The organism is Bradyrhizobium sp. UBA2491 (assembly GCF_002341725.1).
In the GTDB taxonomy this organism is placed as follows: domain Bacteria; phylum Pseudomonadota; class Alphaproteobacteria; order Rhizobiales; family Xanthobacteraceae; genus Bradyrhizobium.
This window is the reverse complement of record NZ_DDOP01000078.1, coordinates 183,929-197,206: the sequence shown is the minus strand read 5'-3', so window position 1 is coordinate 197,206 and position 13,278 is coordinate 183,929. Positions and strand designations below refer to the sequence as shown.

The window sequence follows — 13,278 nt, the reverse complement described above, 5'->3', positions numbered from 1 at the left end:
ATAAGGGCTGGACAAGCCCTTCGCATCCGGCTCAAACTTGCATTTACGAAACCGCGGCCGCTGAGCGCGCGGACAATGAACGAACGGACGTTCCGCATCCGAACGACGGACGCCGCAAAGAGGGAGTGTGCATCACATGGCCGTTTCACGCCGTGACGTCTTGTTGGGCAGCGCAGGCGCATTGGGCGCCGCATCATTCTCCCTTCCAGCTCCAGCGATTGCCCAGTCGGAACCGATCAAGATCGGCTGTCTCGCGGCAATCACCGGGCCGAGCTCGGCGCCGACCGTCGGTTTCAACCGCGGCGTCAACTTCGCCGTCGACGCCATCAACGGCGCCGGCGGCGTCAAGGGCCGCAAGATCGAGCTCGTGATGCGCGACACCCAGGGCGACCCGACCAAGGCCGTCAACGCCACCCAGGAGCTGATCAGCCAGGCCAAGGTCCATGCGATCTGGGGACCGCTGAATTCGGGCGAGGCGCTGGCGACGACGCCGATCATGGCGCGCGCCAAGATGCCGGATCTGCACCCCTGCGTGGTCGAGACCCTGATCGATCCGGTGAAGTACCCCAACGCGTTCCGCATCGCGCCGTCGAACAGTCAGTGGGACGATGCCGTGCGCAATTATTGCCTCAAGATCCTCAAGGTGAAGAAGGTCGCGGTGATCGGCGACACCACGGGCTATGGCGTCACCGCGGTCGGCGCCTCCGTCGCGGCGTTCAAGAAGGACGGCGCCGAGGTGGCCTATCAGGCCAATATCGACGCCACCCAGCCCGACATGACGCCGGACATGCTGCGCGCCAAGAACGCCGGTGCCGAGGCGATCGTGGTGTGGAGCGTCTCGACCGGCATGGAGGCGCGCATGTTCAACACCCGCGCCGCGATGAACTGGGACGTGCCCTTCGTCGGCCATCCCTCGATGGCGTCGGGCGAACTCGCGAGCCTGGTCGCCAAGCCGGAGAACTGGAAGAAGGTCTATGCGATCGGCTACAAGAGTTGCAGCTACGACAGCGCCGGCAAGCTGCCGCCGAAGAGCGAGGACCTGGTTGCGCGCCTGACCAAGGCCAATGTCGCGCTGAACGATACGCTGCTGTGGTGGGTCGCCGGCGGCATCGACTGCATCGAGCTGATCGCCAAGGCGGTCGCGGAGAGTGGCTCGACCGACAGCGCCGGGATCATCAAGTACTGGAACTCGCTCTCGACCTATCCCGGCTATTTCGGCAATTACCGCTTCTCGCCGACCGAGCATAACGGCTACCTGACCGAAGAAATCGTGATGTCGGAATCGAGCACGGCGAAGAACGGCACCTTCGCGCTGGCGCCGGGGTACACGTAGAAGAGCGGGGCGCAGCCGATGCTGGCCTCGATGCTCACCTCGATTCTTGCATCCGGTCTCGCGGCGGGCGCGATCTACGCGCTGGTCGGCGTCACCTACAACACGATGTTCTCGACCTCGCGGGTGATGAGCTTCACCGCCGGCCAGCTTGCGATGCTGGGCGGGGTGTTCGGCTCGATGTTCACGCTGAAGCTCGGCCTCCCGATCGCCATCGGCTTCGTGCTGACGCTGCTCTGCTGCGCCATGATCGGGATCATCACCGAATTCGTCGCGGTGCGGCCGGTGCTCAAGAGCCTCGACCAGCACCTCTACGTGCTCTCCACCCTGGCGGTCGCGCTGATGATCCAGCAGGTCACCGCGATCAAATGGGGCACCGAGCCGCAGCCGTTCCCGCGCATCGTTGGATTCGGCGAGGGCGTGCTGGACGAGAAATTCTGGCTGCCGGTGGTGGCCTGCGCGATCACCATCATTGGCCTCGAATACCTCTACCGCCGTACCCTGGTCGGCCGCGCCTTCCTGGCCATCGCGGAGGACAATTTCGCGGCGCGGGCACTCGGCCTGCCGGAGCGCAATCTGCGCGTCGCGAGCTACGCGCTCGCCGGTGTGGTCGGCGGCATCGCCGGATTTTCCGGCGGGCAGCTGCTGCTCGCTTTCTTCGCCAACGGCGCGCTGCTCAATTTCTACGGCTTCGTGCCGGTGGCGCTCGGCGGGCTCGGCAACAACAGGGGCGCGATCATCGGCGGTTTGGCGCTCGGCCTGTTCCAGCAGGCGGCGAACTTCCTGGTCGGCGGCATTTTCTCCTCGGTCGCGGTGTTTACGCTGTTCATCGTGGTGCTGCTCGCCGCGCCGCAAGGGCTGTTCGGCAGCTCGACCGCGCGGAGAGTGTGATGACGGCGGTCGCCACCACTCAGCCACAGACCGCAAGCGGCGCATGGCGCGCGACGCTGCCGCACATCCTGCCATTCGTCGGCATCTTGCTGGCTGCCGTGCTGCTGCCCTTCGTCAGCAACGATTACTGGGTGCTGATCGGCACCCGGATGGCGATCTACTGGGTGCTGGTGTCGGGGCTGAATCTGGTGGTCGGTTTTGCCGGCCATCTTGCGATCGGCTATGTCGCGCTATTGACGCTCGGCGCCTACGCGACCAGCGTGCTGGTCGCCGGCAATGTGATGCCGGCAATTCCGGTGTTTGCGGCGCTGCCGATCGCCGGCCTGATCGGCGCGGTGTTCGGCGTGATCGTCGGCCTGCCGGCCTTGCGCCTGCGCACCTTCTATTTTGCGATGTCGACGCTCGGCTTTGCGACCATCGTGACCCAGATCGCGCTGGCCTGGCAAAGCGTGACCGGCGGCGGCATCGGCATCGCCGGTCCCGAATTCCCGGCGCCGTTCAACACGCCGTGGGGATTCTACGCTCTCTGTATCGGCTTCGCGGTCGTCACCACCTGGATGAGCGCCAACGTCGCGCGCAGCCGGTTCGGCCGCGCCCTGATCGCGGTGCGTGACGCCGAGGTCGCGGCCGAGGCCAGCGGCATCTCCAAGCCGAACATGCTGATCGCGATCTTCCTGTTCGCGGGTGCGTTGGCGGCGATCGCCGGCGGCCTGTTCGCCACCTTGCAGACCTACATCACGCCAGACGCCTTCACCTTCGATCTGTCGGTGTTGTTCTTCATCGCGGTCCTGATCGGCGGTCGCGGCTCGATCCTGGGGCCGATGCTCGGCACCATCATCCTGACCATCCTGCCCGAGATCGCGGCGCCGCTCGCGGCCTGGTCGACCTTCCTCTACGCGGTGCTGCTGCTTGTGATCGTGCTGGTGATGCCGGGCGGCATCGCGGCGCTGCTCGACTTCCGCAACCGCCGTCCGCTCGCCAGCAATCGGGCCATCGTGCCGCGCCCGGCCGCGCTCGCCGAGATCGTGCGCCGGCGCGATGGCGGCAAGGCGCTGCAACTGCGTGGCATTGCGCTGAGCTTCGGCAATGTGAAGGCGATCGACGGCCTCGACCTCGACGTCGCGCCGGGCCAGATCCACGGTCTGATCGGCCCGAACGGCAGCGGCAAGACCACCACGCTGAACGTGATCTCGGGCTATTACGCCGCCAAGGCCGGCACCATGACGCTCGGCGACCAAGTGTTGGCCGCGGGCCAGCCCGTCAAGCGGGCAGCGTGCGGCATCGCGCGCACCTTCCAGACCCCGCGCGTGATCGGCGAGGCCTCGGTGCTGGAGAACGTCATGATCGGCGGCTCGATCGAGGGCAGGGCGAATTTCGTCGAGGCGATGCTCGCGCTGCCGCGCAACGGCGTCGACGAACGGCTGCTCGCCGCCAAGGCGCGGGCGCTGCTCGGTGTCGTTGGCCTCGAAGCACTCGCCGATGTGCGCGCCGATCGTTTGCAGCACAGCGAGCTGCGTTTCATCGAGATCGCACGGGCATTGATGCTCGATCCGGACTTCCTGCTGCTGGATGAACCCGCCGCGGGCCTCTCCAATGACGAGATCGGGCGGCTCGCCACCTTGATCAAGGCGGTGTGCGGCCGCGGCACGGGCGTGCTGCTGGTCGAGCATCATGCCGACCTGATTTTCGACATCTGCCACCAGGTCACCGTGCTCAATCTCGGCCGTACGCTGGCGGCGGGAACGCCGGCCGAGATCCGTGTGCACAAGGAGGTGGTGAGTGCCTACCTCGGTGGCTGAACCTCTGCTCAACGTGAGCGCGCTGGAGTCCGGCTACGGCAAGATCCGGGTGCTGCACGGCATCGACATGACGATCGCCGCCGGCGAGGTGGTGGCGCTGCTCGGTCCCAACGGGGCCGGCAAGACCACGCTGCTGCGCGCGATGTCGGGACTGTTGCCCGTCACCGCCGGGCGGGTCCGGTTCGGCGGCCATGACATGACCAACACCACGCCGCGCGATACCGCGCGTGCCGGGCTCGTGCATGTGATCGAGGGCCATCGGGTGTTCACGCAGATCTCGGTCACCGACAATCTGCTGCTCGCCGGCTACGACCTGCCGCGTGGCGAACGCGCCGCGCGCATCGAGGAAGCCTTGTCGTTCTTCCCCGAGATCGCCGAGAAGCGACATGAGCGCGGCGGCGCGCTGTCGGGCGGACAGCAGCAGATGTTGACGGTGGCGCAAGGGCTGGTCCGCCGGCCGCGGCTGTTGATGCTCGACGAGCCCTCGGCGGGATTGTCGCCGGTGCTGGTGGACCGGGTCCTCAATGTGATCGGCCGCCTGCGCGCGCAAGGCACGTCCGTGCTGCTGGTCGAGCAATTGCTGGAGAAGGCGCTGGCATGTGCCGACCGGGTCTACGCGCTGGTGCAGGGCGCGATCGCGCTGGAAGCGCCGACCGGAGAGGGCGATCTCGCACACCGGCTCGAGCGCGCCTATTTCGGCCATGAGAGCCACGCGCTGGGCGGCTGATGGCAAGCGCAGGCATCGACAGTTCAATTCAGGTCTGACACAAGGTGATCATGCGGCTTCCATTCTTCTACGGCTGGGTCATCGTCGCGGTGACGTTCGTCACCATGGCGATCGGGGTCAACGCACGAACTGCGTTCTCGCTGTTCTATCCGCCGATCATCTCCGAGTTCGGCTGGGAGCGCGGTATCACGGCCGGCGCATTCTCGTTCGGCTTCGTCGCCTCGGCGATCGCCAGCCCGCTGATCGGCCGGCTGATGGATCGCCGCGGGCCGCGCGCGGTGATGGAGCTGGGCGTCCTGCTGATGGGATCGGGCCTGCTGCTGGCGCCGCTGACCACGCAACCCTGGCACCTCTATCTCACCATCGGCGTGCTGGTCGGCTCCGGCAGCGTCTGCCTCGGCTATTCCGGCCAGTCGCTGTTCGTGCCGAACTGGTTCATCCGCCGCCGTGGCCTTGCGATCGGGCTCGCCTTCGCCGGCGTCGGCATCGGCTCGGTGACGCTGCTGCCTTGGGTCCAGCACATGATCGAGCACACCGGCTGGCGCACCGCCTGCACCGCGATGGGGATCATGGTGCTCGTCGTGCTCGCGCCGATCAACCTGCTGCTGCACAAGCGGCCGGAGGACATCGGCCTACAGCCGGACGGCGATGCGGCGCCGACCGCCACGTCGGCGAAACCGGCATCGAACATCGTCGATCCCGCGTGGGCCGGCACCGACTGGACGCTGCCGCGCGCGCTGCGCACCGCGCGGTTCTGGTGGATCGCGACCGGCTATTTCTGCGGCCTGTACATCTGGTACGCGGTGCAGGTGCACCAGACCAAATTCCTGCTCGACATCGGCTTCAGCTCCAATGTCGGCGTCTGGGCGCTTGGCGTCGTCAGCCTGCTCGGGATTCCCGGCCAGATCTGGCTCGGGCATCTCTCCGATCGCATCGGCCGAGAATGGGTGTGGGCGATCTCGTGCTTCGGCTTCGTGATCTGCTTCGCCGCGCTGGCGGCGCTGAAGTACTGGCCGAGCATGGCGCTGATCTATCTGATGGTGTTCACCCAGGGCGCGCTCGGCTATGGCCTGACATCGGTGATGGGACCGGTGGTGCTCGAGATCTTCCAGGGCAAGCATTACGGCAGCATTTTCGGCACCGTGATGCTGGCCGCGCTCGCCGGCGGTGCCGCCGGCCCCTGGATCACCGGCCAGCTCTATGACCTGTCGGGCAGCTATACCAGTGCGTTCCTGCTCGGCATTGTCGTCAGCCTGCTGTCGGCATTCGCGATCTGGCAGGCGTCGCCGCGCAAGGTCCGCGCCGTCGCCGGTCAGATGCACAAGGTCGCGAGCGCCGCCTAAAGCATGATCATGACAACAAGCTAAGCGCGATGGTGATTCAATCCAATCGCATCGCGCTTCGAGAGATCAGGCGGATGACACGCCGATCGCGCGTTGCAGGTCGGTGATCGCGCGCAGGCAGCTGTCGGCGGGCGTGGTCTCCGGGTCGATCAGCCGGTGCAGGCGGAAGCCGTCTTCCAGTGCCAGCACGATCGCGCCGGTCCACTCCGGATTGAGTCTGGCGTTCCGTCCGCTGCTCCGTTGCGCGGTCTCGACGATGTCGGCGATCAGCTTGCGCCGCGCGCGCAGGCGCTTGGCGAGTTCCGGGCGACGCTTCTCGGCGCGCGCCACGAACAGGATCATCTCCATGTGCAGCAGCGGGGAGCGGCCGAGCGGATCCTGCCGGCTGCGATCGGCGGTGCGCAATGCTTCCAGGAAGTCGGGCAGGTTGCTGTGCCTGGCGAGCAGATCGAGATTGCGCCGGATCGATTGCTCGACGTGATCCTCGAGCATCGCGATGATCAGCTCGTCCTTGCTCTTGAAGTTCGAATAGAACGCGCCGCGGGTGAAGCCCGCCGCCGCCGCGATCGTCTCGATGCTGGCGCCGCCGATGCCCTGTTCCTCGAACACCCGCGCCGCCGCCTCGAACAGCTTCTCGCAGGTGTCGTCGCGTGTCGGTCTGGTTCGAACCCTTGACATCGGCGCATTTTAGGGCAGAATGCAACTCGATACAAGAGTGTATCGAGTTGCATTGAGAAAACCAGAACGGCCGTACCCGTGTCGGTGCGGTCTTGAGGATGACACCAAGGCGCGCCAGGGTGCAGGCACCGGGCGCAGCGAGCGAACGAGGTCACCATGAACGAGCAAGTTCAGCCGGCGAGCAGCGAGCCGCTTTTCAATCCACTGGCCCCCGAATTCATCCGCAATCCCTATCCGTATTACGAGCGGATGCGGCGCCTTGACCCGATGCATGTCAATGCGCACGGCGCTTTCGTCGCGAGCCGGCACGCCGAGGCGAGCCTCGTGCTGCGCGACAAGCGGTTCGGCAAGGACTATGTCGAACGCTCGATCCGCCGCTACGGTCCCAAGATCATGGACGAGCCGGTGATGCGCAGCATGGGCCACTGGATGTTGCAGCAGGACCCGCCGGATCATACCCGCCTGCGCGGCCTCGTCGTCAAGGCGTTCACCGCGCGCCGGGTCGAGGACATGCGCCCGCGCATCCAGCACGTCGTCGACGAGACGCTCGACCGCATCATTCCGCAAGGCAAGATGGACCTGATCGAGGATTTCGCGTTCCGCCTGCCGGTGACGATCATCTGCGATATGCTCGGCATCCCCGAGGAGCATCGTGAGGCGTTCTACAACGGCTCGCGCGACGGCGGCCGCCTGCTCGAGCCGGTGCCGATGACGCCGGAGGAGATCAAGCAGGGCAACGCCGGCAACGCGATGGCGGCGATGTATTTCCACCAGCTGTTCGAGTTGCGCCGCAAGCAGCCCGGCGACGACCTGACCACGCAATTGGTGCAGGCCGAGGAGGACGGTCAGAAGCTCACCAACGAGGAACTCACCGCCAACATCATCCTGTTGTTCGGTGCCGGTCACGAGACGACCGTCAACCTGATCGGCAACGGTCTGCTCGCGCTCCATCGCAATCCCGATCAGCTTGCGCTGTTGCAGGCCAATCCCGGCCTCATCACCAATGCGATCGAGGAGTTCCTGCGCTACGATTCCTCGGTGCAGCTGACCGGCCGCGTCGCGCTGGAGGATATCGAGGACCTCGGCGGCAAGCGCATCCCGAAGGGCGAGAGCGTGCTGTGTCTGCTGGGCTCGGCCAATCACGACGAGGCGGTCTATCCCGATCATCCCGAGCGGCTCGACATCCAGCGGCCGAACGTCAGGCCACTGTCGTTCGGCGGCGGCATCCACTTCTGCCTGGGTGCCCAGTTGGCACGGATCGAGGCCGAAATCGCGATCTCGACGCTGCTGCGCCGGATCCCCGACCTGCGGCTCGATGACGCGGAAAATCCGGAGTGGCGGCCGACCTTCGTGCTGCGCGGCCTGAAGCGGCTCCCGGCAAGCTGGTGACTGCTGAAACTCGCGGCAGGGCGGTGATCCTGCCGCGACGGCCGGCGTGCACGCACGCTTGGACGGAAAATCGGTCTTACGTGACGCCGCGGCGGTAAAGCCGCTGTGACTTCGCCATACTTGTCTCTATATTTGGGCTGCTCCGGCCTGGTTTCAGCCAAAGGGGTTCGGCATCGACAGGCTGCCGCGGAGCGGGCTCAAAGGGAGACACCGTGCAGACGACGCTGCTCGGGCTGGCAATCGCCTTCATTCTTGCGCTGGTCGCCGCGCTGGTCGGTCCGTATTTCGTTGACTGGAACCAGTTCAGGCCGCAGTTCGAGGCCGAGGCGACCAAGATCATCGGGGCGCCGGTCCGCGTCGCCGGCAATCTTGACGCGCGCCTGTTGCCTGCGCCCTCGCTGCGGTTGAAAACCGTCACCGTCGGCGGCGCCAGCGAGATGGGCAAGGTCCGCGCCGCCGATCTCGACGTCGAGTTCAGCCTCAGCTCGCTGATGCGCGGCGAATGGCGCGCGACCGAGCTCACGATCAACGGCGTGTCGGTGGATATCGGGCTCGACCCCAAGGGGCGGGTCGACTGGCCGGCGTCGAGCGGCACCTTCAATTTCGCCTCGCTGGCGATCGATCGCCTCAATCTGACCGGTCGCGTCGCGCTGCACGATGCCGCGAGCCATAGCAAGCTGGAGCTGAACGACATCGCCTTCAGCGGCGATGTCCGCTCGCTCGCCGGCGCGATCCGCGGCGACGGCAATTTCATGTTCGACGGCAACCGCTACCCGTTCCGGATCTCGTCGGGGCAAAGTGCCGACGGCAACGGCACAAGGCTGCACGTCAACATCGATCCCGGGCAGCGGCCGGTGTCGGCCGATCTCGACGGCATCCTGAGCTTCGAGGCGCGGGCGCCGCGGTTCGAAGGCACGGTGACGCTGGCGGGGATGCCAGGCCAGCGCGGTGGCGGCGACGCCCCGCCGTGGCGGATTGTGGCCAAGATGAAATCGGACTATTCGGCCGCACGTCTCGACCAGATCGAGGTGAGCTATGGCGCCGAGGACCGCGCGCTCAAGTTCGCCGGCAACGGCGATGTTCGTTTCGGCGCGTCGCCGCTGCTGCGCGCATCGCTGACGGCGCGGCAGCTCGATGGCGACAAGTTCGCTGCCAAAGATAGCGGCAAGGATGGCAACGACGGCAATGTCGAGCCGGTGCGCGTGCTGCCCGCGATGCGCGCGGTCCTGTCGGGCTTGCCGCCAAGCCTGATCCCGGCACAGATAGAGCTGGCATCCGAGCAGATCATGCTCGGTGGCCGGCCCCTACAGGACATCTCCGCGGAACTGCAATCCGACGCCAAATCCTGGACGGTGCGGCGGCTCGAGTTTCGGGCGCCGGGATCCACGCGGGTCTCGATGAGCGGCGCCAGCGCGCAGGCTGGAGCCGCGAACAGCTTCAAGACCGCGCTCAACATCGAATCGTCCGATCCCGATGCGTTGATGACCTGGCTACAGGGACGGGGCGAGGTCGCTTATCGCAGCCAGAAGCCGCTGCGGTTGCGCGGCGACGTCACGGTGTCGCCGGCCGGCTTTGCGATCGACGCCATGAAGGCCGAGATCGAGGGCGGTTCGGTCGAGGGCCGCGTCGCGGTTGCGCATCGCGAGGCGACCAGCGGATCGAAGGTCGAGGCGCAGCTGAAGGCGGAGCGGCTCGATCTCGATGCGACCGCGGCTTTCATCCGTTCGCTCGCCGGCCCGCAAGCCGAATGGCCCGACGAGGCGCAGCTGTCGCTCGACATCGGGCGTGCGATCTCCTCGGGGCAGGAATTGCGGCCGTTGCAGGCGAAGCTCGCCTATGGCCCGAAAAGCGTCGTGATCGAGCGCGTGAAGATCGGCCAGCCCGACAATGTCACGCTGGACGGCAGCGGCAGTTTCGACCGCGTCAATGCGACCGGCAAGCTCGCGGTCGACGCGACCGCCGCCTCGCTTGGCCGGCTGACCGCCGTGGTTCAGCCGTTCGCGCCGGCGCTCGCAGCGCGGCTTGGCGTGCTCCGCGCCGATGCCGGCCCGGTCCGCGCCAAGCTTGGGTTCGACCTCGCCAAAGGCAAGGTGGCCGATCGTGCCGCCGCGCGCGCGACGCTCGATGTCGAGACGCCCCAGGTCAAGGGCAACATGGTGATCTCCGCGGCGCCGCAATTGGCTGCGATCCGGGCGCTGGATGTCGATGCGCTCCGCCGCAGCGACGTCGCGGCCGAGGCCAAGTTCTCGGCCGGTGAGGGCAGTGCCATGCTCGCGGTGCTCGGGCTCGACCGCGCGGTCGCGGCGGGCACGGGCGCGACGCAATTCGAGGGCACCGTAAGCGGTGCGTGGCGCGCGCCGTTGCGGGTGAAGGCCAGGCTGTGGGGGGCGGGGCTCGACGCCGATGCCGACGGGACCGCGGAGCCTTGGGCCAAGGACGGAGCTGGCGAGACCAAATCGAGCGTCAGCCTCCGCGTCCGCAGTGCCGACATCAGTCCGCTGCTCAACCTGAAATCATCCGATCCGGCCGCCACGATCCGGCTGTCGTCGCGCGTGACGCTCGCGGGCGACAGGCTGACCTTCGACGATCTCGACAGCATCGTCGCAGGTTCGCGGCTGCGCGGCCGTCTGGCCTTGACGCTCGGCGATCAGAAGAGCGTCGAAGGTGAAGTCGGTCTCGATCAGATCACGCTGGCGCCGATCTTCGCGGCTGCGATTGGTGCCGCCGGACATGACGCGACCGAGCCGCTCGGCCCGGGACTGACCGGGGCCTGGCGCGGCAAGGTGACGTTCGAAGCGCTGCACGGCCTGTTGCCGGGCGGCGCCGAGCTGCAGCCGGTCAGCGGCACGATCCGGGCAGACGGGCAGTCGCTGACCTTCGACGCCATCAAGGGCAAGATCGGCGGCGGCGAGGCGGTGGCCTCGATCGACGCGCGACAGGGCGTCAATGGGCTCGCCTTGAATGCGAATGTGCAGCTCTCGGGGGTCGACGGTTCAGCGTTGCGCTACCGCAATCTGGCGATGCCCAAGGGACGCGCGTCGATGCAGATGACGCTGCTGACGCAGGGCCGCAGCGCCTCGGCGTTGACCGGCGCGCTGTCCGGCAGCGGCACCGTGACGCTGGAGGCGCTGAACCTCCCGGGTCTCGATCCGCGCGCATTCGATGTCGCGATCCGCGCCAGCGATTCCGGGCAGGCGACCGACGACATCAAGTTGAAGCAGATCGTCGAGCCGGTGCTCGCAGCCGGCACATTGTCGATCGCGTCGGCGCAGATTCCCTTCAACATCCGCGACGGCCGCATCCGGGTCGGCGCCACCACGCTTGCGGCCAATGGCGCCAACGCCATCGTGTCCGGCGGTTACGATATTCCGGCCGATCAGGCCGACATCCGCGCCGCGCTGGCGTCGACGCAGGTCGGCACCGCCAACAGCCGACCGGAGATCCAGCTGCTTGCAGTCGGGACGCCCGACGGGCTGACGCGCAGCGTCGACATTGCGGCGCTGTCGTCGTGGCTTGCAGTGCGGGCGATCGACCGGGAGACCAAGCGGCTCGACGCGATCGAGCGCGGCGAACCGCCGCCGCCGGTTCCGGCCGCCGTTCCGCCACCCGGCGTGCCGGCGCCGGATGTGCCGACGTCGAATTCGCCGGCGGCGCCGCTCGCCGATGTTCCGGTGCCCGGCCGCGATCCGCGCCGTGTGCCGGCGAAACCGAAGGTCGTGGCGCCGCATCCGCCGATCGTCCCGCCGGTCGCGACCGCGCCCGCCGTTGTGGTGCCTGCGCCGGTTGGCGGCCAGCCGCAGCTCGCGCCGCTGCCGCCGCCGATCGAGGTTAAGCCGTTGCCCGGTGCCGTCAGGACGAAGCCGCTGCGGCCCCCGCTATCGCTGACGCCGCAGGTCGCCAATCCGTCGCCGCGGCCTGCCATGCAGAACTGACGTTGCTGCAAGCGAAGCGGATATCGGTTCGCGCAAGAAGCGCGTCAGACTGGATCGGAGATCGGCTCACGATTGGTGTTGGAGAATATTGATCAGCCTGCCGAACGGATCGCGGACGAAGAAGCGCCGCACGCCCCACGGTTCGTCGAGCGGTCCGTATTCGATCGCAATCCGGGCGGCCGCGAACCGACGCAGCGCCTCGTCGAGGTCGTCGACCTCGATCGACAGATCAGGCACTGGCGTGCCCGATCCACCTTCGGAAGCGAAGCTGATTTGAACCTGCATCGTTTCGGATGAGCCGTAAGTCGCAACCCAACCGAAATCCATCAGCGACGTGAGGCCGAGGATATCCTGATAGAAGGCTTTCGCCACCGCGATATCCGAAGCGGCAACGTTCGCGACGATGCGACTGACCTTCATGCCGAAGTGACCTTCATGCCGAAGTGGCCTTCATGCCGAAGTGGCCTTCATGCTGAAGTGGCCTTCATGCCGAAGTCCGCGGCGAACGACCGCCTGCTCGCGGCGGTCGCAGAGGCGGTCAGGCCTGCTGGCGCGTGTCGACCTGCTGCGGCCGCACATCCGTGGGCACAGCCGGCGTGGCGCGCGAACGGAAGTAGTCGAGCACGAATAGCCGGATCGCGGAGGACAGGTTGCCCTGCTGGCGATTGTTGTCGATCTCACCGACCAGCTCGGACAGCGTCATGTTCCGCAGGCCGGAAATCTCTTTCATGCCGTTCCAGAAGGCTTCTTCGAGACTGACACTGGTCTTGTGTCCGGCGACCACGATCGAACGCTTAACGACAGGAGACTTCATGATGCGTCTCCAGTTTCGATGCGGTGCTGATCGAGTTGACGAGTGTTGCGCTCGCCGAGGAATTCGTCACGCGCTCGTTCCAATTTGGTGCGACCGAATAGCGCACGATTGGCTTCGGCCTGCTTTGCTGCTTGTTCGCGCTCACTGCGCTTCTTGAATCGTTTCAGGTTGACCACGTCGCCCATGCTCGTCGTCCTCATCGTCCCCAGAGCGGAATTGGTGATGCATCGTGACGAAAGCAAGAGCGATCGCGCTGCGCGCCCGGCTCGATATCCATCCCGAATCCCCATCTGATGCTTTTGATAGCATCAAAGAATCCGTTTCGCTCTGCGAAAACTAGACGTCTGTACCACGCGCCAGCGCAGAGCTGATAGC

General features: G+C 66.5%; 11 protein-coding genes. 7 read left to right on the top strand and 4 right to left on the bottom strand.

Annotation, left to right across the window (positions count from 1 at the left end):
* Window positions 1–136 precede the first annotated feature (136 nt).
* From B2W55_RS26345 to B2W55_RS26325, 5 genes are read left to right on the top strand one after another with little or no spacing between them, the layout of a single operon-like run.
* The gene (locus B2W55_RS26345) at window positions 137–1,333 is read left to right on the top strand and encodes an ABC transporter substrate-binding protein (protein WP_244442161.1); all 1,197 of its coding nucleotides are present in this window, start codon (window positions 137–139) and stop codon (window positions 1,331–1,333) included.
* Between the two features lie 18 nt (window positions 1,334–1,351).
* Window positions 1,352–2,221, top strand: a complete 870-nt coding sequence (locus B2W55_RS26340) for a branched-chain amino acid ABC transporter permease (protein ID WP_051404263.1) — start codon at window positions 1,352–1,354, stop codon at window positions 2,219–2,221.
* On the top strand, window positions 2,221–4,020 hold the full coding sequence (locus B2W55_RS26335; RefSeq protein WP_024580109.1) for an ABC transporter permease subunit: 1,800 nt from the start codon (window positions 2,221–2,223) through the stop codon (window positions 4,018–4,020). The genes B2W55_RS26340 and B2W55_RS26335 overlap by 1 nt, the downstream gene beginning before the upstream one ends.
* Window positions 4,013–4,747 carry an ABC transporter ATP-binding protein gene (locus B2W55_RS26330; RefSeq protein ID WP_029878927.1) on the top strand — a complete coding sequence of 245 codons (735 nt, stop codon included), beginning with the start codon at window positions 4,013–4,015 and terminating at the stop codon, window positions 4,745–4,747. The genes B2W55_RS26335 and B2W55_RS26330 overlap by 8 nt, the downstream gene beginning before the upstream one ends.
* Before the next feature lie 50 nt (window positions 4,748–4,797).
* Window positions 4,798–6,090 carry an MFS transporter gene (locus B2W55_RS26325; RefSeq protein WP_024580111.1) on the top strand — a complete coding sequence of 431 codons (1,293 nt, stop codon included), beginning with the start codon at window positions 4,798–4,800 and terminating at the stop codon, window positions 6,088–6,090.
* Window positions 6,091–6,156: 66 nt separating this feature from the next.
* Here B2W55_RS26325 and B2W55_RS26320 read toward each other — a convergent pair whose 3' ends face one another.
* A complete protein-coding gene (locus B2W55_RS26320) occupies window positions 6,157–6,768 on the bottom strand; it encodes a TetR/AcrR family transcriptional regulator (RefSeq protein WP_024580112.1) in 612 nt (203 codons plus the stop codon).
* A 156-nt stretch (window positions 6,769–6,924) separates the two neighbouring features.
* On the opposite strand from B2W55_RS26320, the gene B2W55_RS26315 reads away from it, so the two are divergent.
* Together B2W55_RS26315 and B2W55_RS26310 are read left to right on the top strand one after the other, a co-directional pair.
* A complete protein-coding gene (locus B2W55_RS26315) occupies window positions 6,925–8,157 on the top strand; it encodes a cytochrome P450 (protein WP_024580113.1) in 1,233 nt (410 codons plus the stop codon).
* 212 nt (window positions 8,158–8,369) lie between these two features.
* The gene (locus B2W55_RS26310) at window positions 8,370–12,089 is read left to right on the top strand and encodes an AsmA-like C-terminal region-containing protein (protein WP_024580114.1); all 3,720 of its coding nucleotides are present in this window, start codon (window positions 8,370–8,372) and stop codon (window positions 12,087–12,089) included.
* A gap of 66 nt (window positions 12,090–12,155) precedes the next feature.
* On the opposite strand, the gene B2W55_RS26305 is transcribed toward B2W55_RS26310, so the two are convergent.
* The 3 genes from B2W55_RS26305 to B2W55_RS26295 form a co-directional block, all read right to left on the bottom strand.
* On the bottom strand, window positions 12,156–12,509 hold the full coding sequence (locus B2W55_RS26305; protein WP_024580115.1) for a VOC family protein: 354 nt from the start codon (window positions 12,507–12,509) through the stop codon (window positions 12,156–12,158).
* Window positions 12,510–12,627: 118 nt separating this feature from the next.
* The gene (locus B2W55_RS26300) at window positions 12,628–12,903 is read right to left on the bottom strand and encodes a ribbon-helix-helix domain-containing protein (RefSeq protein ID WP_024580116.1); all 276 of its coding nucleotides are present in this window, start codon (window positions 12,901–12,903) and stop codon (window positions 12,628–12,630) included.
* Window positions 12,900–13,088 carry a DUF4169 family protein gene (locus B2W55_RS26295; RefSeq protein WP_024580117.1) on the bottom strand — a complete coding sequence of 63 codons (189 nt, stop codon included), beginning with the start codon at window positions 13,086–13,088 and terminating at the stop codon, window positions 12,900–12,902. Before B2W55_RS26295 ends, B2W55_RS26300 begins: the two co-directional genes overlap by 4 nt.
* Window positions 13,089–13,278: the final 190 nt, after the last annotated feature.

What these genes read in the sequence shown, in the direction of transcription:
- B2W55_RS26345 (WP_244442161.1), top strand. Translation starts at nt 137, where the DNA reads ATGGCCGTTTCACGCCGTGACGTCTTGTTGGGCAGCGCAGGCGCATTG.
- B2W55_RS26325 (WP_024580111.1), top strand. Translation starts at nt 4,798, where the DNA reads ATGCGGCTTCCATTCTTCTACGGCTGGGTCATCGTCGCGGTGACGTTC.
- B2W55_RS26320 (WP_024580112.1), bottom strand. Translation starts at nt 6,768, where the DNA reads ATGTCAAGGGTTCGAACCAGACCGACACGCGACGACACCTGCGAGAAG.
- B2W55_RS26335 (WP_024580109.1), top strand. Translation starts at nt 2,221, where the DNA reads ATGACGGCGGTCGCCACCACTCAGCCACAGACCGCAAGCGGCGCATGG.
- B2W55_RS26340 (WP_051404263.1), top strand. Translation starts at nt 1,352, where the DNA reads ATGCTGGCCTCGATGCTCACCTCGATTCTTGCATCCGGTCTCGCGGCG.
- B2W55_RS26315 (WP_024580113.1), top strand. Translation starts at nt 6,925, where the DNA reads ATGAACGAGCAAGTTCAGCCGGCGAGCAGCGAGCCGCTTTTCAATCCA.
- B2W55_RS26295 (WP_024580117.1), bottom strand. Translation starts at nt 13,088, where the DNA reads ATGGGCGACGTGGTCAACCTGAAACGATTCAAGAAGCGCAGTGAGCGC.
- B2W55_RS26300 (WP_024580116.1), bottom strand. Translation starts at nt 12,903, where the DNA reads ATGAAGTCTCCTGTCGTTAAGCGTTCGATCGTGGTCGCCGGACACAAG.
- B2W55_RS26305 (WP_024580115.1), bottom strand. Translation starts at nt 12,509, where the DNA reads ATGAAGGTCAGTCGCATCGTCGCGAACGTTGCCGCTTCGGATATCGCG.